The organism is Paenibacillus baekrokdamisoli (assembly GCF_003945345.1).
GTDB lineage: Bacteria > Bacillota > Bacilli > Paenibacillales > Paenibacillaceae > Paenibacillus_Z > Paenibacillus_Z baekrokdamisoli.
Genome location: NZ_AP019308.1, coordinates 2,578,650 through 2,601,014, shown reverse-complemented (window position 1 = coordinate 2,601,014; position 22,365 = coordinate 2,578,650). Strand labels below are relative to the sequence as shown.

Annotated in this window: 23 protein-coding genes and 1 riboswitch; of the genes, 22 read left to right on the top strand and 1 reads right to left on the bottom strand. The window is 46.5% G+C overall.

Going from position 1 to position 22,365, the window contains the following annotated elements:
• Positions 1–5: 5 nt before the first annotated feature.
• From EKN16_RS11725 to EKN16_RS11705, 5 genes are all read left to right on the top strand, one after another.
• Entirely contained in the window at positions 6–668 is a 663-nt protein-coding gene (locus tag EKN16_RS11725) for a stage V sporulation protein AA (RefSeq protein ID WP_125656933.1), read from the top strand.
• Positions 658–1,092 carry a stage V sporulation protein AB gene (locus EKN16_RS11720; protein ID WP_164522770.1) on the top strand — a complete coding sequence of 145 codons (435 nt, stop codon included), beginning with the start codon at positions 658–660 and terminating at the stop codon, positions 1,090–1,092. Before EKN16_RS11725 ends, EKN16_RS11720 begins: the two co-directional genes overlap by 11 nt.
• Positions 1,093–1,131: 39 nt before the next feature.
• Positions 1,132–2,916 (top strand): spore germination protein, encoded by a 1,785-nt coding sequence (locus EKN16_RS11715; RefSeq protein ID WP_197719127.1) that lies wholly within the window; start codon positions 1,132–1,134, stop codon positions 2,914–2,916.
• A 128-nt stretch (positions 2,917–3,044) separates the two neighbouring features.
• On the top strand, positions 3,045–4,376 hold the full coding sequence (lysA, locus tag EKN16_RS11710; RefSeq protein ID WP_125656930.1) for a diaminopimelate decarboxylase: 1,332 nt from the start codon (positions 3,045–3,047) through the stop codon (positions 4,374–4,376).
• A gap of 29 nt (positions 4,377–4,405) precedes the next feature.
• A complete protein-coding gene (locus tag EKN16_RS11705; protein ID WP_125656927.1) occupies positions 4,406–4,837 on the top strand; it encodes a peptidylprolyl isomerase in 432 nt (143 codons plus the stop codon).
• 155 nt (positions 4,838–4,992) lie between these two features.
• Here EKN16_RS11705 and EKN16_RS11700 read toward each other — a convergent pair whose 3' ends face one another.
• Positions 4,993–5,409, bottom strand: coding sequence for a DUF4395 domain-containing protein (locus EKN16_RS11700; RefSeq protein WP_125656925.1), 417 nt, complete (start codon positions 5,407–5,409; stop codon positions 4,993–4,995).
• Positions 5,410–5,853: 444 nt separating this feature from the next.
• Positions 5,854–6,057, top strand: a riboswitch (FMN riboswitch).
• A 157-nt stretch (positions 6,058–6,214) separates the two neighbouring features.
• Here EKN16_RS11700 and ribD point away from each other — a divergent pair.
• The 17 genes from ribD (at position 6,215) to EKN16_RS11615 (ending at position 22,223) form a co-directional block, all read left to right on the top strand.
• A complete protein-coding gene (gene ribD / locus EKN16_RS11695) occupies positions 6,215–7,336 on the top strand; it encodes a bifunctional diaminohydroxyphosphoribosylaminopyrimidine deaminase/5-amino-6-(5-phosphoribosylamino)uracil reductase RibD (protein ID WP_125666151.1) in 1,122 nt (373 codons plus the stop codon).
• Positions 7,337–7,384: 48 nt separating this feature from the next.
• Positions 7,385–8,080, top strand: coding sequence for a riboflavin synthase (gene ribE, locus EKN16_RS11690; RefSeq protein WP_125656922.1), 696 nt, complete (start codon positions 7,385–7,387; stop codon positions 8,078–8,080).
• 40 nt (positions 8,081–8,120) lie between these two features.
• Positions 8,121–9,389: a bifunctional 3,4-dihydroxy-2-butanone-4-phosphate synthase/GTP cyclohydrolase II gene (locus EKN16_RS11685; RefSeq protein WP_125656919.1), complete on the top strand. Its 1,269-nt coding sequence runs from the start codon at positions 8,121–8,123 to the stop codon at positions 9,387–9,389.
• Between the two features lie 30 nt (positions 9,390–9,419).
• Positions 9,420–9,890, top strand: coding sequence for a 6,7-dimethyl-8-ribityllumazine synthase (gene ribH, locus EKN16_RS11680; protein WP_125656916.1), 471 nt, complete (start codon positions 9,420–9,422; stop codon positions 9,888–9,890).
• Between the two features lie 277 nt (positions 9,891–10,167).
• Positions 10,168–10,950: a segregation and condensation protein A gene (locus tag EKN16_RS11675; RefSeq protein WP_125656913.1), complete on the top strand. Its 783-nt coding sequence runs from the start codon at positions 10,168–10,170 to the stop codon at positions 10,948–10,950.
• Entirely contained in the window at positions 10,919–11,551 is a 633-nt protein-coding gene (scpB, locus tag EKN16_RS11670; RefSeq protein WP_125656910.1) for an SMC-Scp complex subunit ScpB, read from the top strand. The genes EKN16_RS11675 and scpB overlap by 32 nt, the downstream gene beginning before the upstream one ends.
• A gap of 91 nt (positions 11,552–11,642) precedes the next feature.
• Positions 11,643–12,338 (top strand): DUF2953 domain-containing protein, encoded by a 696-nt coding sequence (locus EKN16_RS11665; RefSeq protein ID WP_183530714.1) that lies wholly within the window; start codon positions 11,643–11,645, stop codon positions 12,336–12,338.
• A 67-nt stretch (positions 12,339–12,405) separates the two neighbouring features.
• Complete coding sequence (gene ytfJ / locus EKN16_RS11660; RefSeq protein ID WP_125656904.1) at positions 12,406–12,873, top strand: GerW family sporulation protein; 468 nt, start codon at positions 12,406–12,408, stop codon at positions 12,871–12,873.
• A 282-nt stretch (positions 12,874–13,155) separates the two neighbouring features.
• The gene (locus tag EKN16_RS11655) at positions 13,156–14,361 is read left to right on the top strand and encodes a D-alanyl-D-alanine carboxypeptidase family protein (protein WP_125656901.1); all 1,206 of its coding nucleotides are present in this window, start codon (positions 13,156–13,158) and stop codon (positions 14,359–14,361) included.
• Positions 14,355–15,035 (top strand): nucleoside recognition domain-containing protein, encoded by a 681-nt coding sequence (locus tag EKN16_RS11650; RefSeq protein ID WP_125656898.1) that lies wholly within the window; start codon positions 14,355–14,357, stop codon positions 15,033–15,035. The genes EKN16_RS11655 and EKN16_RS11650 overlap by 7 nt, the downstream gene beginning before the upstream one ends.
• A complete protein-coding gene (locus EKN16_RS11645) occupies positions 15,028–15,561 on the top strand; it encodes a spore maturation protein (RefSeq protein ID WP_125656895.1) in 534 nt (177 codons plus the stop codon). Before EKN16_RS11650 ends, EKN16_RS11645 begins: the two co-directional genes overlap by 8 nt.
• A 164-nt stretch (positions 15,562–15,725) precedes the next feature.
• Positions 15,726–16,466 (top strand): pseudouridine synthase, encoded by a 741-nt coding sequence (locus tag EKN16_RS11640; protein ID WP_125666149.1) that lies wholly within the window; start codon positions 15,726–15,728, stop codon positions 16,464–16,466.
• Positions 16,467–16,553: 87 nt separating this feature from the next.
• The gene (locus EKN16_RS11635) at positions 16,554–17,081 is read left to right on the top strand and encodes a redoxin domain-containing protein (RefSeq protein ID WP_125656892.1); all 528 of its coding nucleotides are present in this window, start codon (positions 16,554–16,556) and stop codon (positions 17,079–17,081) included.
• A 19-nt stretch (positions 17,082–17,100) separates the two neighbouring features.
• Positions 17,101–18,774, top strand: a complete 1,674-nt coding sequence (gene resB / locus EKN16_RS11630; protein WP_125656889.1) for a cytochrome c biogenesis protein ResB — start codon at positions 17,101–17,103, stop codon at positions 18,772–18,774.
• The gene (gene ccsA / locus EKN16_RS11625) at positions 18,771–20,030 is read left to right on the top strand and encodes a cytochrome c biogenesis protein CcsA (protein ID WP_125656885.1); all 1,260 of its coding nucleotides are present in this window, start codon (positions 18,771–18,773) and stop codon (positions 20,028–20,030) included. The genes resB and ccsA overlap by 4 nt, the downstream gene beginning before the upstream one ends.
• 39 nt (positions 20,031–20,069) lie before the next feature.
• On the top strand, positions 20,070–20,786 hold the full coding sequence (locus EKN16_RS11620) for a response regulator transcription factor (RefSeq protein ID WP_125656882.1): 717 nt from the start codon (positions 20,070–20,072) through the stop codon (positions 20,784–20,786).
• Positions 20,787–22,223 (top strand): HAMP domain-containing sensor histidine kinase, encoded by a 1,437-nt coding sequence (locus tag EKN16_RS11615; protein ID WP_125656879.1) that lies wholly within the window; start codon positions 20,787–20,789, stop codon positions 22,221–22,223.
• Positions 22,224–22,365 lie beyond the last annotated feature (142 nt).

Genomic DNA, 22,365 nt, shown 5'->3' with positions numbered 1-22,365 from the left:
TACGCATGAATTTAGATGCTGGAGGAGCACAGCGAGTCTATTTGCGTCTGCGCAAACGGATCTGCATCAAACCTGGTCAGAGCGTCACCCTTAGACATGCAGCACGAATATCCTCATCAGATCCTGCACTCGAAGAGCGATTGGGCTCGCTTATCCTGCATAAACATCATCTGAACGACGGTAACCGTGTCGTCATCGATTTGATGCAAATTGTGAAAGCCATCCATGAATCGGAATCTGGAGTGATTATCGATCCATTTGGAGATCCACAGGTGCTTGTCATCGTTTCGGATTCACCGAGGAAGCCGCGCATAATCGTTTTGGCTATGACCTGGCTGCTCCTGTTTTTTGGTTCAGGACTCGCTATTATGAACTTTCATACAGATGTCAGTATGAAGGAAGTGCATACACGAATTACGGAGCTTGTAACCGGCAAACGAAACGATCACCCGTTGTGGTTTCAGATTCCTTACTCTCTTGGTATTGGACTAGGCATGCTTGTGTTCTTTAATCATCTATTTCGCAAACGTTTCAATGAGGAGCCGAATCCGCTAGAGGTTGAGCTATATATGTACGAAGAGAATGTAAATAACTATGTTATTGCGGATGAAATGCAAAGGAATAACCATAATCGAGGCGAATCGGAGGACAGAGAGCATGATGATTAGCTGGGCTGCGAACGCCTTTGTGATGCTGCTTGGTATAGCGGGAGGGCTGGCGGTTGGGAGTGGATTGGTTGCCTTGCTTATTGTGCTTGATCTGATTCCGCGATTAGCCCAGCTATCCTATGGCTTTCGCAAATCGTTGTGGTACGAGACAGCGGTAGTAAGCGGTGCTGTTTTCTGGTCTTTGGCCGATTTTCTAGATATTCGTTTATGGCTGCCAAGTCATAGTTCACTTATTTTTGTCGGTCTACTGGATGGTATTTTCATCGGTATGCTGGCCGCGGCATTAACGGAAGTAATGAATGTGCTCCCCATTTTGGCCAAAAGACTGAGGCTTAGCGGCTATCTGGTCAGTTTATTAATGGCCATGGTACTCGGAAAAGTAACGGGCTCCTTATTTGATTGGCTTGTGTTCCAATGGAAATGAGTGTAACCGATCTTGCATCGGGACAAAGGAGGGTTTTTGATGAGCGATCAAGAAAAAGATAATCGGGAATCGTTGCATAACGGGGACGATGGGTCGAATATCATACATGTTTATTGGGTAGAACCAGAGCCGGAACAATCGGAACAATCGGAAGAACGGGAACAATCCGAAGAACCTGAACAATCGGAACAATCGGAAAAACAAGTGAAACTACAGGAAGGAGTGAAGTCAGAAGAAGGGAATGATTCCTCTAAGAAGGAGCAGGAGCGATCTATCAATTCTCCCATTAAGGGTCCAATTTTTAGCCGTCGGAAGAAAAATAAAAACCAAGAAACGTCCGAAAAGCAGCCCGAACAGGTTTCAATTCCTGCGCAAATCGAGTGCTTCACGAAAAAGCTGGAGGAAGAGATCGGGTTTAAGAAGAGCTTTGACGTTGTGGTTAGAGAGATGACGTTTGGGGAGAAGCGAACGGCATTGTTCTTCCTTAATGGCTTTGCAAAGGATACGATTCTGACAGAGGTTCTAAAGAGGCTCTCTTATTTGCAGGCTGAGGATTTGTCCTCAGATGCGATTCATTCATTTCTTGATCTCTATGTACCTGCGGTGCAGGTGTCCATGGAGTCCGATTGGAACAAGATGATGACCGCTGTGCTTTCAGGTGGAACAGCTTTATATATCGATGGCGAGACCACATTGCTACTCATCGATGCGAAGGCTTTCCCTGGACGTAATCCGGAGGAGCCTTCACTTGAGAAGGTCGTCCGTGGCTCACGAGATGGATTCGTAGAAACGATGCTCGTTAATGTTACGCTTGTACGCCGCCGCCTGCGTGATAAACAGCTTCGTTATGAAATCATGCGAGTTGGGCAGCGGACACAAACGGACGTATGTGTCGCCTATATTGACGATATTGTTGATAAGGAATTACTTGAAGCGGTACGTGACAAGATTCAAAAGGTAAAGATTGACGGTCTTCCGCTAGCAGACAAGCAGCTTGAGGAAGCCACTGTGAAGAGAGGCTGGAATCCTTTTCCGCTTGTTCGATATTCGGAACGGCCGGATACGGTCGCCGTTCATTTAATGGAAGGTCATATTGCTTTGTTCGTGGATACGACACCAAGTGTAATGATCATACCGACCACCTACTTTGATCTGCTTCAGCATTCGGAGGAGAATCGTCAGACGCCGTTTATTGGAACCTATTTGAGATGGGTTCGTTTCTTAGGTGTCTTTGCTTCGTTATTCCTGCTGCCGCTTTGGTTTCTATTCACCTTGAAGCCTGAGCTGAAGCCGCCTGCTCTGGACTTTATTGGGGCACATAAGCCAGGCCGCCTGCCAATGGTTGCGCAGTTTCTAATTGCTGAAGTGGGCGTGGATATGCTTCGAATGGCTTCGATCCATACACCAGCTCCCCTTGCGACAGCAATGTCATTAATATCAGCGATTCTAATCGGGGATATCGCGGTTAAGACGGGTTTGTTCGTTAACGAGGTTGTCTTATACATGGCGGTGGCAGCAATCGGTATGTTTGCAACGCCAAGCTACGAGCTGGGATTAGCGAACCGAATCGTCAGACTGATCCTAATTATTGCTGTAGCGAGCTTTAAAGTTGAGGGCTTCGTAATCGCAACAACACTTATATTTATTACACTAGTTGTCGAACGATCGTATAATCGTCCCTACATGTGGCCGCTTATTCCTTTTGATTTAAGAGGAATGTGTAACCTTCTTATCCGGCCGCCTGTTTTGCAAAATCGTACACGCGCGAATATACTTAAAGCACAGCAGCTTGATAAAATGCCGACTAAGTCAGACGAAAAGTAGTTCATTTGCAAAAAATACAAATGAAATGCGAATTAATCCATTTCGAGCTGGGAGCGAATACGTTATACTAATGTAAATTGATGCAAGTTGTATAATGGGATTAATTGGAGAACTCGGAGGGGAAATTTATGTATTTTCATGGTACAAGTAAAATTAACGCACAAGGACATTTAGAAATCGGCGGTTGTGATGTCGCTGACCTCGCCAAACAATTCGGAACCCCGCTTTATATCGTGGATGAAGCGCTTGTACGTCAGCGCGCCCGCGAATATGTTGAATCTTTCCGCGCGTCTGGCTTGAAGTTTCAAGTCGCCTATGCAAGTAAAGCATTCAGCGTAATGGCTATGTGTGCCATTGCAGAGCAGGAAGACCTCTCGCTTGATGTCGTTTCCGACGGAGAGCTCTATACAGCTCTACAAGCAGGATTTCCAGCACAACGCATTCACTTTCATGGCAATAACAAAACACCAGACGAAATCAACATGGCGCTTGATGCGAACATTGGATGCTTCGTAGTTGACAACTTTAATGAGCTTTACTTGCTTAATGCCCTTGCTGGCGATAAAGGCAAAAAGGTTCAAGTTCTGCTCCGGATTACACCAGGAGTCGAAGCACACACGCATGAATATATTTCAACGGGCCAAACGGATTCTAAATTTGGTTTCGATCTTGGTAATGGTACAGCATACCTGGCGATTCAAGAGGCTGCTGCGCAGTCAAATATTGAACTATTAGGTGTTCACTCTCATATCGGCTCCCAGATTTTTGAGGTCGAAGGTTTTGCGATGGCTGTAGATAAAGTAGCTGGTTTTGCAGTGAAGGTTCGCGAAGAACTGAACATCACTTTCCGTGTTATTAATCTTGGCGGCGGTATTGGTATTCGTTATGTGGAAGGGGATACACCGCTTCCAATTGCTCAATATGTGAAGGCCATTACGGATTCGATCATTAATAATTTTACCAATGCCGATTATCCATTGCCTGAGATCTGGGTTGAGCCCGGTCGTAGTATGGTTGGTGATGCAGGTACAACCTTATATACGGTTGGGACAAGCAAAGACATCCCAGGCGTTCGCAAATATATTGCTGTTGATGGCGGCATGACAGATAATCCGCGTCCGGCTCTTTATGAATCCAAGTATGAAGCTGTCCTAGCTAATCGTGCTAACGAGTCCGTTGAAGAGACCGTGTCGGTTGCAGGTAAATGCTGCGAAAGCGGTGATATGCTTATCTGGGATTTGGAGCTGCCAAAAGCAAAGACAGGTGATTTACTTGCTGTTTTCTGCACAGGCGCGTACAATTATGCAATGGCAAGCAATTACAACCGGATTCGTCGTCCGGCAGTTGTCTTTGTCAAAGATGGTGCAGCTGACGTTGCAGTTAAGCGCGAGTCGCTGGATGATATCGTCGGTAACGACGTTATTCCTGCACGTCTGAAGCAGACATCAGCAGCAAAATAAATAATAGTTGTCTAAGGAGCGAATAATCGATGGCAAAGCAAGCAAAAATCACCATGGAAAACGGCGCAGAAGTCATTCTGGACCTTTTTGACCAAGAAGCACCTAATACGGTAGCTAACTTCGAGAAACTGGCTAATGAAGGCTTTTACAATGGTCTTATATTCCACCGTGTTATTCCTGGCTTTATGGCTCAGGGCGGATGCCCGACAGGTTCTGGTACTGGCGGTCCAGGTTACTCCATTAACTGCGAGATTAACCCAAACAAGCATGAGCGTGGAACGTTGGCAATGGCACATGCCGGCCGTAATACAGGCGGCAGCCAGTTCTATATTTGCTTCCAGCCTCAGCCGCACCTTGATGGTCAACACACGGTGTTCGGTAAAGTTTCCAAAGGTATGGAGCACGTAGATACATTCAAGAACCGCGACAAAATGGCGAAAGTCGAAGTTGTCGAAGTTTAATTAATAGGACTGTATAGCAAAAGGAATAACCCGCTCCGGTTTCTATGACCGGCTGCGGGCTATTTTTATTGCAAGGCTAGACTAGAAGAAGCGGGCTCCAATGATAGTGGGGTCTGCTTCTTCTTTCATTAATTCCACATGCATAAGAAGACTGCTTAGCTGAGACGTCGGCGTGCAATAAACTGCTTGTATTGAAAATAGATAGTACAGCCAACGCAGTAGCCCAGTGGAGCGGCACCAGCTGCCGCTACGAGCATAAGGGCAAATGCGGTTCCAACTATACGTAAATCTAGTGCAAAGCCGCCTAGGGCAAACGACAGGAAGATGACAGCTAATATATTATTAAATCGCTGCAGCTCGACAGCCTGCATTTCAGATCCGCTAGAAGGATGGAGGAAAGTCTTCGCCAGGGAGACGAACAAATTGCCCTTTCCTTTCGTAAGAAGACCCGCTGCTTGAATGATCCACAGGACAGCAAGCAGCCATGGCTGCTGCAGAAGGAGGGACAGAATAACAAATAGAATGATGCCTGTTTGGTTGGCTTTTACATAAATGATCGGGACTTCTTTCATGTTGAACACCCCGCTGTTATTTTTCCGACTTTACCGGTAAGAATAGTATAGAACAAAACGCAGCTTTTGACGAGAGCAAATTCATAATTTAGTAAGGCCCACAATGAAATAACAAAAAAGAAAGGATTCTAAACCATAATCAGTGTTTGCCAACACGACTAACAAAAGCGAAGCGGACGGAATCGTTCTGAAGAAGCGATAGCGTTCGCCCTTGTCTCCTTATTTCTACCCCTAAGGGATAGAATCAAGAAATAGGGAGACAACAGCGACCCTTAAGAATGATCCGTCCGCGAAGCGGGCTTTTACGCACAAGGTTTCGAATAGCACTTATTTTTAGTATTGAGCTAAAGAAAGCGTGCTGCAATTTGATATCAGGAAAAATGATAGGAAAACAAGGTTGCAATTTTCATTTTGAAGTGGTAACATTTGCTCAAAGTATTTGCGACTTTCCTTCGGGGTCGGGTGAAATTCCCAACCGGCGGTGATCAAAGCGTCTGGCTGCCTTTCAACAGAATTGTATGCCTAGTGCTTTGTCAGTCCGTGACCCGTTTAGCTCCCGTTATCGTCAACTGATGCGGTGCTTGCGAAGACGGTGGACCTGGTGTAACTCCGGGACCGACAGTATAGTCTGGATGGGAGAAGGAGACGTTTGCGGATTTCATTTTTTCATTTCTTGGTTTTCTTTGTTCTTTTTTTCACAAAGATGCTGAGCTTGTTTAAATGTGTCTTCGAATCTGTCCCTTCACGATTTTTGTCGAATCCATCACCCCGTTGGCAGTTTGCCGAGGGGTGATTTTTTGTGTTCATGGACGTGCTGAACGACGAAACATATATGCGCCTAGCTATTGATATGGCAAGCAAAGCGAAGGGTCAGACGGATATTAATCCTGTTGTAGGCTGCGTAGTTGTTAATGATGGCCGTATCGTGGGTCTTGGTGCGCATCTTAAGCGAGGTGAAGGCCACGCTGAGGTTCATGCATTGTCGATGGCGGGACCAGCAGCTGAGGGAGCGACAGTATATGTGACACTTGAGCCGTGTAGTCATCATGGCCGAACTCCTCCTTGCTGTGAACGAATCATTGAAGCCAAGGCTGCACGTGTCGTTGTCGCTTGCACAGACCCGAATCCAGTTGTAGCTGGACGTGGTATCGCAAAGCTGCGCGAAGCGGGAATCGTAGTTGAAGTCGGCTTGCTGGGTTCGGAATCAGAGAAGATGAATGAGGCGTTTAACACTTTTATTACAACGAGACGCCCTTTTGTTACCGTTAAATCGGCAATGACGCTTGATGGCAAAATAGCCACGAAAACCGGTGATAGCAGGTATGTCAGCGGGCCTGAGTCACGTGAATTCGTGCATACCCTCAGGCACCAAAATATGGCGATCATGGTTGGGGCACAAACCGCCCTTGCTGATGACCCAGAGCTGACAACCAGATTGCAGGTACCGGCCGTTCATCCTATCCGTATCGTAGTGGATTCCAAGCTAAGACTTCCGCTAGATGCTAAGCTGCTTCGAGAAAGAATCTCCCCTGTCATTGTGCTTACGACAGAAGGAGCTGATGCCAATAAGCGGCAAGCGCTTGAAGCGGCAGGTGCTCAAGTGCTGAATTGCGGAAGCGGGCCGCAAGTTGATTTGGCGGAGGCCATGCGGCTGCTTGGGGAACAAGAAATTGCTTCCATTCTGCTTGAGGGTGGGGGGAAATTGAACGGGGCTATGCTGGAGCAGTCGCTTGTTCATAAAGTGATACTATTTATCGCTCCGAAGATTATTGGCGGTGCTGCATCCCCAAGTTCTTTTGATTTTGAGGGCTTTGAACGAATGGCTGAGGCAATTGAGCTTACAAGAATGACCGTAGAACAGATTGGCAATGACGTCTGTATCGTTGGTTATCCTGCGTATGGCGACCGCGTGAGCGGAGCCGAGTAGACCCAACCTCTTCGAGGTCTGATGTCACATGCTAAGGGAGGGGAATAGATGTTCACAGGTCTTATAGAGGAAATTGGAGCGCTTAAGCGATCCTACAAGCAAGGCGAAGCTATGATGCTTACCATTGAAGGCGCTAAGGTGCTAAGTGATGCAGCTATTGGTGACAGTATCGCGGTGAACGGCGTTTGCTTGACCGTTACTGAGGTAAGCGGCTCGGCATTTACAGTGGATGTGATGCCGCAGACTTATCGGCACACGAATCTGAAGGATTTACGTCCAGGTGAGCGGGTCAATCTGGAGAGGGCCATGCAAGCAGGCGGTCGTTTCGGTGGACATATTGTTCAGGGACATGTGGATGGTACGGGAGCGATTATTTCGAGAACAACAGATGCCAACGCGGTCGTTTTTACAATTAGCCCTCATGATACCTCGCTTATGAGATATGTTATCCCGCAGGGCTCCGTCACGTTGGATGGCATAAGTCTGACGGTGGTGGCGGCGGACAAAAATAATTTCAAAGTCTCCATTATTCCGCATACGCTGCGTGAAACTGCCTTGCAGCACAAACAAGCGGGCAGCGTGATTAATATAGAGTGTGATGTATTGGGCAAATATGTCGATCATTTACTCCACTTTAAAGGCGAGAATCATGGCAATCACGAGGCTTCAGGTCAAGACGGGAAGAGCAGCAAAGCCGCAGGCGGTTTAACAGCCGCATTTCTAGCGGAGAACGGATTCTTCTAAGATAGTTTTGAAATATGGCATGTAAGGAAGGACGGATAGCATGAAGGAGCATAAGGAATCACTGCCAGATCATTTAGAACAGGTAAGCTTTGACAGCATTGAGGATGCCATTCATGATCTCATTCTTGGGAAAGCCATTATTGTTGTAGACGACGAGGATCGTGAAAATGAAGGTGATTTGATTGCACTCGCAGATAAAGCGACACCTGAGATTATTAATTTCATGATTTCTGAAGCAAGAGGGCTGGTTTGTACACCAATTACACAGGAGCGCGCAGAGCAGCTTGAACTTCCTCCAATGGTGACGCATAATACGGATTACCACGGAACGGCATTTACGGTTTCAGTCGACTATATCGGGACAACGACAGGAATCTCTGCTCACGAGCGGTCCCAGACCATTAAAGCACTAATTGATCCAACGACAAAAGCGGCGGATTTCCGCCGTCCTGGACATGTTTTTCCGCTAATCGCGAAGGATGGCGGTGTCCTGCGTCGTGCTGGACATACAGAAGCGGCTATTGATTTGGCACGGATGTGCGGCTCAGAGCCAGCTGCAGTCATTTGTGAAATCATCAAAGAAGATGGCACCATGGCACGTCTTCCAGACCTGGTTGAATTCAAGAACAAGCACAGTCTGAAGCTGATCTCCATTCAAGCATTGATCCATTATCGCAATGAGAAGGAGAAGCTGGTTGAACGGGTCGTAGAAGTGAATATGCCTACTGATTTTGGCGTTTTCCGTGCAGTAGCTTATACGAATGAGGTGGATAACAAAGAGCATGTAGCCCTTGTAAAAGGTGAAATTGATTCCAATCAGCCGATTCTTGTTCGAGTTCATTCCGAATGCTTGACGGGTGATGTCTTCCATTCCCATCGTTGCGATTGCGGACCTCAGCTGGCAGCAGCGCTTAAACAAATTGATGAGGCTGGCAACGGTGTGCTGCTCTATATGAGGCAAGAGGGCCGGGGTATTGGGCTAATAAACAAATTAAAGGCTTATAAGCTTCAAGAGCAGGGATTCGACACGGTCGACGCGAATATTAAATTGGGCTTTGCTCCCGATTTGCGCGAATATGGAATTGGTGCACAAATACTGAAGGACCTCGGCGTTCGCAAAATGCGGCTTCTGACGAATAATCCTCGCAAAATTCGCGGCCTGGAAGGCTATGGAATTGAAGTCGTGGAGCGCGTAGCCATTCAGATGGATGCCAACGCGGACAATAATGATTATCTCCGCACGAAAAGGGTAAAGCTCGGACATTTGCTCCGGTTTGACGATATGAAGGATATAGACTATACCATCTAATAATAGGATAAACGAAAGGATGAAAAAGCAATGCCACATGTATACGAAGGACATTTAATTTCAAAAGGATTACGTTACGGAGTCGTCGTTGGACGTTTCAATGAATTTATTTCCAGCAAGCTTCTTGGAGGCGCACTTGATGCATTCAAGCGTCATGGTGCTGAAGACTCTGAGGTCGAAATCGCATGGGTGCCTGGCGCTTTTGAAATCCCATTAATTGCTCAGAAGATGGCGGAGAGCGGAAAGTATGATGCGGTAATTACGCTTGGTGCGGTAATACGTGGATCAACGCCTCACTTTGATTATGTGTGTAATGAAGCAGCTAAAGGTGTATCTGCTGTCGCTCTAAAAACGGGTGTGCCGACGATCTTTGGCGTACTTACAGTGGATACCATTGAGCAAGCGATTGAGCGTGCTGGAACAAAAGCGGGCAATAAAGGCTGGGAAGCTGCAGCGACTGCTATTGAAATGGCCAACTTAACGAATGCATTGAAAAACTAAATGATAGATGGTTCTAAATCATAATCCGTTCATAACTTCACGAATAACCTAGCGAAGCGGACGGAATCGTTCTGAAGAAGCGATAGCGTTCGCCTTTGTCTCCTTATTTCTACCCCTTAGGGATAGAATCAAGAAATAGGGAGACAACAGCGATCGTAAGAATGATCCGTCCGCGAAGCGGGCTTTTACGCACCATGATTCGCATTTATCAAGCACTTATTTTTTTTGTTGAGCTTATTGATATTGTTATATCTTCAAAATTTTTTAGGAGGCCATCATGACGGTAACATACAAACTGGAATCGTTCGAGGGGCCGCTCGATCTGCTCCTTCATCTGATCGATAAAGCAGAAATCGATATTCACGAAGTGTCCATAAGCGAAATAACCGACCAATATATGGATTATCTGAATGCGATGCAGGAGCTAGAGCTTGAGGTTACGAGCGAATTCCTCGTCATGGCAGCCACTCTGCTTGCAATAAAGAGCAAGCAGCTGCTTCCGAAGCCGCCGGTAATTGAGAACGATGAATATGAGGAATGGCCAGATGATGGTCTGGACCCTCATGACGAGCTCATAGCCAAGCTCATCGAGTACCGTAAGTTCAAGCAAATTGCGGAACAGCTTCGCGAGCAAGAGTTTGAAAGAAGTCTCGTCTACACGAAAGAGCCGGAGGATCTAACGCCATTCATGCAGGTCGTTCAAGAGAATCCTGTTAAGGGGCTTCACATTGATGATCTCGTTAAGGCATTCCAGAAGGCGCTTCGTAAAGCGACCAGACGGAATGTAGTGGCAACCATTCATCGTGATGAAATATCCGTAAAGGATCGTATTCGCGATGTGATGGAAGTGCTGCGAGAATATGAAACGGTCCGTTTCTCCAAGCTTATCCGCGATGATATGAGTCGGCATGAAATTGTGGTGACCTTTCTGGCGCTGCTGGAGCTTATGAAAATGAAACATATTCGATGTTATCAGCATCAATTGTTTGACGACATCGTCATTCATTGGAGAGGAGAAGCGGTTCAAGGTGGATTATTCGAAGTTGAAGTCGATTATTGAAGGACTGCTTTTTATGGCAGGAGACGAAGGGCTGACGAAGAAGCAGCTATCTGATATCTTGGAGTTAGATGCTACCGTTGCGGTCGATATTACGAATGATTTGATGAAGGATTTGAAGTCTAAGAAACGCGGCATTCAAGTTTCGCTTGTCGCTGGGGCGTACCGTTTGACGACGAATCCTGCGCATGCTCCTTATTTTGAGCGGATGGCTTATTCACCAACTCGTTCGAGTCTGTCGCAGGCGGCTCTTGAGACGCTCTCGATTGTTGCATACCGACAGCCTATAACGCGCATCGATATTGAGGAAATTCGTGGGGTGAAGAGTGAACGACCGCTTCATACCCTCGTTGCGAAGGATTTAATTGAAGAAGTCGGTCGGGCAGAAGCGATTGGCCGGCCGATCCTTTATGGGACAACCAAATCATTCCTTGAATATTTTGGTCTAGCTGGAATTGATGCACTCCCAGAGCCAAAAGCAGTCGATGATGATTCGCTCGATGAGCAAACACAGCTGCTGTTTGAGAAGTTAGAGGGTCGACAAATGACGATTGAAGAGCTGCCTCCCGATTCGATTAAGGATATTGTAGCCGAAACGGAATAGCTGACTTGCCATTAGAAGTAAATGAATGAGATCTGTTCACAGGGTCATACTATATCCGGGCCAAATTAAGGGAAACGGGGGAGAGGCATCCATGCTTGGATACCCGTACGGATGGTTGATCGGGACAGGTCTCTTTTGTTTACTTCTTTTTCTTATGGCAATGACTACGGTTGTTATTCATGGTCAAGTTAAGCGGGTTGGGGATAACGATGATGCAGAGCTCCGTATTCGTGCTTTGTTTGGATTGATTCATTACCATTGGAAGCTGCCTATTGCTCGGTTGAAAGGGATGGGCATGGATTTCAAGCAAGAGATGACAGGTGAGAACATGGGCGGGATCCAACAAAATACAGCAGCTAAACATGTTGATGGTCACTCTATCATCAAGTCCATCGAAACAGCAAACATGCTTCTGAAGCAAACAGATGATCTATTCGGATGGGTCAGGCGTACTCTTGCTCATATTCGATTGACCGAATGGAAGTGGCAGACCAAAGTGGGAACGGGAGATGCGATGTGGACGGCGATGATTACCGGCATGTTATGGTCGGTAAAAACGACTTCAATCGGCGTGCTTTCTCAGCTTGTTCGACTAAAAATAGACCCTAAGCTTGAAGTTGAACCTATCTATGCGCGGGCTTATTTTTCAACAGAAGGAGAATTTACAGCGAAAATCAATTTTGGTTATGCCATGTATGCAGGAATACACCTGATGCAGCAAATGAAAAAAAGCAATGGCATTTCAAAAGGCCTTATGGGTTGGCAGCGAATTTTGCTTCGCGGATAATTACATAACCTCCACGAACCGAGGACAACATAATGGATGAAGTCTCGATATAAAGGAGGTTAGGACAATGGCAGACCATCCGATTCAAGGTTTAATGCAAACCGCTATGGAGAACATTAAAGAAATGGTGGATGTTAATACGATTGTCGGCGATCCGGTTCAAACACCGGACGGCAGTGTAATTATGCCCATTTCTAAAGTTGGCTTTGGCTTCGTAGCTGGCGGCAGTGATATTCGGTTTGACAACAGCTCCGATAGTACTTCCAAGTCTGGAGACGCGCACAATGCAGCTGTATCACTTCCTTTCGGAGGCGGCAGCGGCGGCGGGGTATCCATTACACCAATTGCATTTCTAGTCGTAGGTACTCAGGGCGTCCGAATTGTACCATTGGATAATCAAACTCACCTGATGGAGAGAGTTATCGACTCGGCTCCTCAAGTATTTGAGAAAATTCAAAGCATGTTCAGACGTGAAGATCATAAGAACACCGCGGATTCCGTCTTACTTGACACGCCAGATAACACCTACGTTTAAGGTCTGGTATTAGCATTTATACAAGCCGATTCGATAACAATCGCATGGCAAGCAGAAACTGTCCTTCCGGGCAGTTTCTTTTTTTATGAACAAATAGCCTGAGTATATTAAAGGACATATCCGACTCTCCCATTCATATACTGGTACAAGACCCCTGTAAAACGGAACGAAGGTGAATGATGTGTCCATTATGAAGCAAACTAGCTATGAGTTTGTAGTTGTGATCTTCTTCAGCCTTGATCACAAACAGAACGACTCAATAAAATTCAGGAGGGGTAGCGTGTGAGGCTTGTCCGTTTATCTATTCGTCAATTGGGAGTGCTTGCCATTGTATGCTGTATCCTATTCGGTGCGTTGACACTAACAGCAACTGCCGCTCCAAATCCGATCTCAACGCATGCCAAGGGCGTCGCACTTATTGACGTTGAATCCGGTAGGCTGCTCTATAGCTCCAATGGTGATAAGCCGATGAAGATAGCCAGTTTAACAAAAATCATGACAGCTATTGTTGCCATTGAGCATGGGAAATTGTCCGATATGGTGAAGACAAGCATACGGGCCGCTGGAAGGGAAGGTTCATCGATTTATTTGAAGAAAGGGGAAGAGATGAGCCTGCAGAATATGCTGTATGGGCTTATGCTGCGCTCTGGCAATGATGCGGCAACTGCTATCGCGGAGCATGTTGGAGGCTCTGAAGAAGGTTTCGTACATATGATGAATGAGAAGGCTCAGATGCTTGGGCTGACGAATACACAATTTATGAACCCGCATGGTCTTGATGTCCCAGGTCATTATTCTTCTGCCAATGATCTGGCCAAGCTTACGGCCTATGCGCTCAAAAACCCGACCTTTAAAGAGATTGTCAAGACGAAGGTGAAAAAAGCACCGAATCCCAACGATCCTTGGGATTATTCATGGACAAACAAAAACCGAATGCTAACCATGTACGAAGGTGCCGATGGCGTTAAGACCGGATACACGAAACAGGCCTTTCGCTGCTTGGTTAGCTCCGCGACTCGCAATGGACAACAGTTAGCAGCGGTTACAATCAATGATGGCGACGATTGGCTGGATCATCAGAATCTACTTACTTGGGGCTTCAGCAATTTTCCATTAAGTGAAGTGACGCATAAAGGCCAGCCTTTAAACGGATACCCGCTCGCGGTAGGTCGTTCGCTTCTCTATCCATTTGCAGAAGGGGAGAAAGAACAGCTCAGGTCCAAATTAACCTTGCTGGATGTTCAAACAACTGCTTACTCACTTGGTGAGAGGGGTTACCTGGAATGGTTTATTGGGGAGACGAAGATCGGGACAACTCCTGTGTATGAGCCGCTCAGCAGTCGTATAACACTTCCTGAGCATCCTGCATGGGCAATGCCAACTCATTCAGCATTGCAGGTAGCTAAGCCATGGTCATCTTCTTTCCGAAGTGCGCTTATGCTTACGCTATCTACGCTGTTTGGAGGGAAAGGGGCAGCGGGATGGTAAACTTCATTTGGCTGTTTTTTATTGCGATCAGCTTTATTGCTGCCATTATTAACGGAAGGATGGAGGCGCTGACCGAAGCAGCTTTCGAGGGGGCCAAGAGCGGTGTTTCCGTAAGTTTTGGTTTGATAAGCGTGATGGTATTCTGGTTAGGTCTGATGCGAATCGGTGAGGATGCCGGACTCCTGCGTAAAATCGCAGTTTTGCTGCAGCCTATTGTTCGTTTTCTCTTTCCGGATATTCCAAAAGGTCATCCTGCACTGGGCTATATCATGAGCAATATGAGCGCCAATATATTAGGGCTTGGGAATGCGGCAACGCCAATGGGAATAAAAGCAATGCAGGAGCTGCAGAAGCTGAATGAAGACAAAGAAACAGCGTCAGACGCCATGTGTACTTTGCTAGCACTTAACACCTCAAGCATTACGCTTGTACCCACTACGCTTATTGCGATACGGATGACTTACAGCTCTGCACATCCAGCTGAGATCGTGGGTACGACACTTGCTGCGACACTTGTAGCGACAGTAGCGGCCATCGCCGCGGATCGTTGGTACAGGCATCGATCAAAGCCGCCAAAGTCGATTAATCGGGATGGACAGTCAACCATCTCCCAGCAGCTGTATCCGATTCCTATAGACTCGTCTAACAGTGGAAAGGGTGAGGCTGTTGTATGAATGGATAACATTGGTGTCCTCTTGGACCATTCCATTGATGATTGTATTTATCCCACTATACGCCGCCTTTCGCAAAGTGCCGGTGTACGAAACCTTCATTGAAGGGGCAAAGGATGGCTTTGGTACAGCGATTAACATTATTCCACACCTTGTCGGGATGATGGTGGCGATCAGTATGTTTCGTGCATCAGGTGCGATGGACATGCTCGCCTCGCTTATTAGCCCCTTGTTCAATCGACTTGGGATTCCAAGTGAAGTTCTTCCACTTGGCTTACTCCGGCCTTTAACAGGAGCGGGTTCGCTTGCTTTTACTACAGAACTCATTAAGACCTATGGTCCAGATTCTATGATCGGAAGAATTGCTTCCACTATACAAGGTAGTACGGATACTACACTCTATGTGCTTACGGTCTACTTCGGCGCAGTAGGGATAAAAAAGAGCCGTTATGCTTTGAAGGTAGGCTTGTTCTCTGATTTTGTCGGCTTTGCCGCTGCTATTATCATTTGTTTATTCGTATTTGGATAGGCTTTGTACATACTTTGTCAGCAATAAAAGTCGCTATGATAAGCGGAGCAGCAAGAAACGTTAGCACCTGTGCTAGCGTTTCTTGCTGTATATGACAGCTTCTTCTTGCGTCCGCTTTCCTTCATGAGGTCTTTTAGGGTATGATGGAGGATGAGGTGAAATCATTGGAACGTTTACAGAAAATTTTGGCGCAAGCAGGTGTTGCTTCGCGTCGCAAGTGTGAGGAACTCATTTTGGCTGGAGAAGTTCAAGTCAATGAGGAAACGGTAACAACACTGGGCGTTAAAGCGGATCCAGCTGTTGATATCATAACGGTAAGAGGCAGACGTATAAAAAGCGAAAGCAAGCTTTATCTCATGCTGAATAAACCAAAGGGAGTTATTACGAGCGCAAGCGATCCACAGGGTCGTAAGATCGTATCTGACTTTCTACCAGGTATTAAAGAGCGTGTCTATCCTGTCGGTCGGCTTGATTATGATACGGAAGGTCTTCTGCTTCTGACGAATGATGGCGAATTTGCGAACTTGCTTACCCATCCTAGTCATCACGTTCCTAAAACCTACTGGGCAACCGTAAAAGGTACACCGCATGGCTCGGCACTCGAGAGGCTGCAGAATGGTGTTCTGCTAGACGACGGAATGACGGCTCCTGCTGAAGTGGAGTATCATGACGTAGATGAAGAGAAGAATTTGACGACGATCTCAATCACCATTTACGAGGGACGTAATCGTCAAGTTAGGCGGATGTTCGAAGCAATTAATCATCCGGTCATCCTTTTGCGAAGAATTAAATTCGGCGATATGAACTTACTTGGACTAGCAAGAGGGAAGTTTCGCCATTTAACTCCTAAAGAGGTAAAAGATTTGCTAGCTTCGGCTGTCAAGACACATAAAATTCAAAAATAAGAGGCGACGGCAATTAATTGCCGTCGAATTTTCGTTATAATGATCTTTAGAATCCATAATGTACGATAAGGGCGGTGACAGAGGCGCATGAAAAAAAACCGCAGACTCATTCAAATTGTCATCTTCATCGGTGTTCTGCTGCTAGGCGGCTATGCCATAGGGAATGCGCTGTTCTCCAAAAGTGATGGACAACTGAGTATAGGATCTAGCCCCCCTGAATTTGCTTTGCTGGGCAATGACGGCAAGACACATCGATTGACTGACTTTAAAGGTAAGGCACTTGTGATCAACTTCTGGGGAACATTCTGCCCTGGTTGTGTCACGGAAACACCGGATCTGGAGGCGCAATACAAGAAAAAAGGAGACAAGCCTCTTGAAATTGTCGGCATCAATCTGGGCGAAGACAATTTAACGGTCAATAATTTCGTGAAGCAGTATGGGGTAAGCTACAATATTTTGCATGATGAGAATCGGAAAGTGGAGCGTAAGTATGGGTTGAAATCATACCCAACGACTTTTTTTGTTAAGCCAGATGGAACGATTATGGATATCTTCGTCGGGCCGATGACGGAAAAGGACATTGACGAGCGCGTCACGAAACTGCTTCAGTCCTAACCGAAGGAGGTCTTTTGGCTTGTTGAAGTTTGAGAATACAAAGTGTGAATGCGGTCACCAGAATCCTGTAGGTACCGTGCTCTGTGAGAACTGTGGTAACCCACTTGATATTGGTGATGAAGAGAGTGAGGATCGGAGCGCTCCGCTTGAAATGCGTTACGATGGAATCGCTCGTCGCTCTCAGAAGAGCAACCCATCTATCATCGACCGCGTTTGGAGTTTCTTTTCCTCTGTTAAGATAGCGGTACGATTAATAGTCATTACACTGATCGCGGCGATGGTCGGAACGATTTTTACCCAAGAGAATGCATTCGTCTCGTTTGACCCTTCCACCTATTATGAAGATCGGTATGGTTGGATTGGCAAATGGTACTATAAACTCGGATTATCGAATACCTACGAGTCCTGGTGGTTTATTGGATTGCTAGTTATGATTGGGACCTCGCTCGTTATCTGTAGTCTCGATCGCGTACTTCCGCTATATAGAGCGCTGAATAAGCAGCAAATCCGCAAGCACCATCAATTCCTCACCCGGCAGAAGACGGTTTACACGGCCGATATTGAAGGTGAAGAGGAAATCTGGACAGGGAAAATTGCTGACCAGCTCAAACGTCGTCATTTTCGCGTGACGAAAGACGGCACAGCACTTCTTGCAGAGAAGAACCGTTTTAGCCGATGGGGTCCTTACATTAACCATATCGGTCTCATCGTGTTTCTGCTTGCTGTCCTGCTTCGCTCTCTGCCAGGCTGGTCGATGGATAACTATGTAACGGTTCCGGAAGGTGAAACGGTACAAATTCCAGATACAAGCTATTTTATCAAGAATGAAAAGTTCACGATCAATTATTATACCGATAAAGAACTGCCAAAGGAGCTTCAAGGAACGGCTCGTGCGAAGCTCTATGAGACGCAGTCAGTGCTGTACAAATGTACAGCAAACTGCGACGATCCTTCCCTAAAGCCTGAGCTAGTTGAAGTTAAGCGTCATAATATCATCGTGAATGATCCTCTTTCATACAAAGGGCTGAAGGCCTATCAATTCGGTTTTGATGATACACCGAAGCTCAAATCCGTGAAGCCTTCGCTATTTGATAAGAAGACAGGCAAAGAATATGGTTCATTCGTGCTTGATATGCGCAATCCACAGCTGAATTATAAGCTAGGTCCATATTCACTTGAGCTCAAACAGACCTATATGGATTTTGCTCTTAACACAGCTGGACAGCCGACGACCAAATCAAGAGAACCGAATGCGCCAGCCTTTGTTTTCGTAATAAAAGGACCTGATTTGCCAGCGGGAGGCATGCCTTATATGTATTTCCCGAAGCAAATCGATAAGCAGAGGTTCAGTCAAGATTTGATTAACGGTGAAATTGGTCAGAAATTTGAACTGAAAGTAAAATCGATGGCGGATGTTTCGTTCGCTGGAGTTGTGACTTCTCTCAATATTCGAACGGATCGTGCCATGCCATATATATGGGTGGGAGCCGGCATTTCAATGTTCGGTCTTCTGATTGGTACGTACTGGCAGCATCGCCGAGTTTGGCTTCGAATCGACAAAGGCCGCGTCACGCTTGGTGCACATACGAACAAAAATAATTACGGCATGCGTGCAGATGTCGCATTCGCCTTGCGCGGTGTAGGTGTCGTAGTAGAGCCTAAGTCGCTTGATAATGGGAGGAACAAATCGTGAGTTTGGTTGATTTCAGCAGTGGCGCATTTATCGCCGCATTCTTTCTTTATTGCTTCGGATTCATGTTCTACGGCGTTTGCATTGGCGGACAAAGGTGGAGCAATCGTAAACCGGAGGAACATACTCACAGGTGGGGCCGCATTGCTTTCGTTACGTCAGCACTAGGATTTGCCGCGCATCTCACCTTTTTCTTTACGCGTTGGATCGGTGGCGGACATATCCCAACGAGTAATATGTATGAATTCATGTCTTTCCTAGCTATGGCGATTATGCTTGCCTTCTTCGTCGTTAATGCTATTTACCGTAAGCCGCTGCTGGGTTTATTCACTCTCCCGCTTACGGTTATTATCGTGGCATTCGCAGCGGTATTTCCGCAGGAGGTTCAGCCGCTTATTCCAGCCCTTCAATCCGGCTGGCTTCGGATTCATGTAACGACTGCAGCACTAGGTGAAGCCTTCTTCGCCGTTGGATTTGCCGCAGGCCTCATGTATTTGCTGAGAACGGTTGACTTCAAGCAAACGAGCCAGCAGGCCCGTCGTGAGCAGTTTTGGGTTGAATTTACCCTTTATGTTATTGTCATTATTATTGCTTTTGTTAGTTCCGTATTCGCATTCCGCGGTGCGGGCTATGAGGCAACCTTCAAGCAAGAGACCGTTACTATCGATGATAAAGGGGCAGAGAACACGACAACTGAAAGTGTCGTTTATACGCTTCCTCCAATCTTCAAGCCTTATAACAGCCAGGATGTTTCCATTGATTCGTTCATTGGCATGAAAAAGGCTGTGTTCGAAACACCGTCTTGGATGCATGGCGTAAATGCTGCTAGAAAGCTTAACACGATTACTTGGTCAATCATCAATGGTACAATTCTGTATGGTATCATTAGATTGCTTCTGCGTAGACGTATCGGCGCTGCGATTCATCCGCTTATGGAAGGTATCGATGAGGATGATATCGATGAGATTAGTTATCGAGCTATCGCAATCGGATATCCCATATTCATGCTAGGTGCATTAATCTTTGCCATGATCTGGGCGTATATTGCTTGGTCGCGTTTCTGGGGATGGGATCCCAAAGAAGTGTGGGCACTTATTACGTGGCTTTACTATACGGCTTACTTGCATTTCCGCTTGTCACGCGGTTGGCATGGCAAGAAATCGGCTTGGCTGGCTGTTATCGGCTTCGTCGTTGTGTTGTTCACACTCATAGGTGTCAATCTAGTCCTAGTTGGTCTGCATTCCTATGCTGGTGTTTAAGTCAAATTGTAACGATTGATGGAGAGGAGTCGGGTTCAGATGTCTCAGGAATTACATCGTATTCTAGTCGTGGATGATGAAGAACGCATTCGCAGGTTGCTCAAAATGTACTTGGAAAAAGAAGGATACGTGATTGAGGAAGCTGAGGATGGCGAGACTGCGCTGCGCCTTGCTACAGTTAGTGACTTTGATCTGATTCTGCTGGATGTAATGCTTCCAGGAATCGATGGTATTGAAGTGTGCGCGCGGCTTCGTCAAGTGAAGGCGACGCCGGTTATTATGCTGACAGCCAAAGGCGAAGAGATGAACCGAGTTCAGGGCTTCGAGGTTGGAGCAGATGATTACGTTGTGAAGCCGTTCAGTCCACGTGAAGTCATTTATCGGGTAAAAGCGATTTTGCGCCGTTCCTCAGCTACGGCTTTCTTAACGAAGGAAGCATTGACGAGCAACAATATCGTTTTTCCACATCTAATTATTGAGCATGATGCCCACCGTGTCATGGCTGGAGGTCAAGAAGTAAGCTTGACACCGAAGGAATATGAGCTGCTGCATTATCTAGCTATATCACCAGACAAGGTTTTCTCGCGTGAAGAGCTGCTTAAGGACGTATGGAATTACGAGTTCTTCGGAGATTTACGTACGGTCGATACGCATGTGAAGCGATTGAGAGAGAAACTGAATAAAGTATCACCAGAAGCAGCGACAATGATAACCACGGTCTGGGGCGTAGGCTACAAGCTAGAGGTCCCGAAGTAAATGATGTTATGGCGTAGTGTAGTAGGTAAGCTGTGGCTGACTATCATAGCGCTTGTAGCTACTGTCCTGCTAATACTCGGTATGTTTCTGCTGCAGTATATCGATATAGCATTTAATGATCCTCATGATGTTAAAGTGCTGTTTGTTTACACAGGGATTATTGGCTTCTTGCTTTCTACATTCTTTGCTTTTTTCTTATCAACCAAGATCACACAGCCCTTACTTCAAATGAAGAAAGCGGCGGACTTGATTTCTCACGGTGAGTATCGTACACGGGTACCGATTCGCTCCTCTGACGAAATCGGTGATCTCGCGAATACGTTTAATCATATGGCTGCTGAGCTTGATACGTTGATCCGGGATCTTAACCATGAGAAGGATCATCTGGGCAGTGTACTTCGCAGTATGGCGGATGCGGTTGTCACTTTTAATGCGGAGGGCAAAGTGATTCTAGCGAACCCGCATGGTCAACAACTAATTGATCGCTGGAACATGCTGGAGTGGAGCAATGAAGAGATGATTCGCAGTGGAAGTCTGTCACGTGGACAGGTACCTGGACCCTTGTTCGAGCTCTATCGTAAGGTATTGCGAGAAGGGCATGATGAGACCGAAAAGGTTCATGTCCAAAGTGGTGTTTGGTCTGTAGTTATGGCACCGCTCAAGTCCAATGAGTCCGTACGTGGCGCTGTCGCTGTTATGCGAAACGTGACCGAGGAATCGAAGCTTGAGAAGCTGCGTCGTGATTTTGTTGCTAACGTCTCGCATGAGATTCGGACGCCACTTTCTATGCTGCAAGGCTACAGCGAAGCTCTTCTTGATGATATTGCCGCTTCTCCAGAGGAGCGCAAGGAGCTTGTACAAGTCATTTATGATGAGTCATTGCGTATGGGACGCCTAGTGAAGGACCTGCTGGACCTCGCACGTATGGAAGCTGGACATATCGAGATGAAGCTCGAAGAGATTGATCTTGAGAGTCTCATGAAGCGTGTGCACCGGAAATTTCTTGTACTTGCTAAGGAGCGTAGTATTCGTCTGATCTGCGATGTGCCCGGGGAGCCGCTTATTATGGAAGCAGCTGATGAAGATCGCCTCGAACAGGTGCTGACGAACCTGCTGGATAATGCGATGAGACATACGGCTGGAGGGGCTCAAATTATACTCTCAGCTAATCGAGTAACGATTGATCAGCATCCCTTTGTGGAGCTTAAAGTAAGAGATGAAGGAAACGGCATTCCTCAGGAGGATTTGCCTTATATCTTCGAACGGTTTTACAAAGCGGATAAAGCGCGAACACGAGGCGCCACATCGGGAGGAACAGGTCTCGGACTTGCTATCGTCAAAAATATCGTGGAATCTCACCGAGGTCAAATCCAAGCGGATAGCGCGTTGGGTAGAGGAACGACATTCACCTTGCTGCTTCCTGTCGAAGCAGCATAGCTTATAGCAAAGCGCTTCGACTAGAAGCGCTTTTTTTGTTGAAGTAAGCCGACTAATCTTGTTGGTCGTGAAACATTTTGCTTTTGACTTCATAAGACAAAAAAAGAGCACCCAATCACTGGGCGCTCTTTTTGCTTTTTTA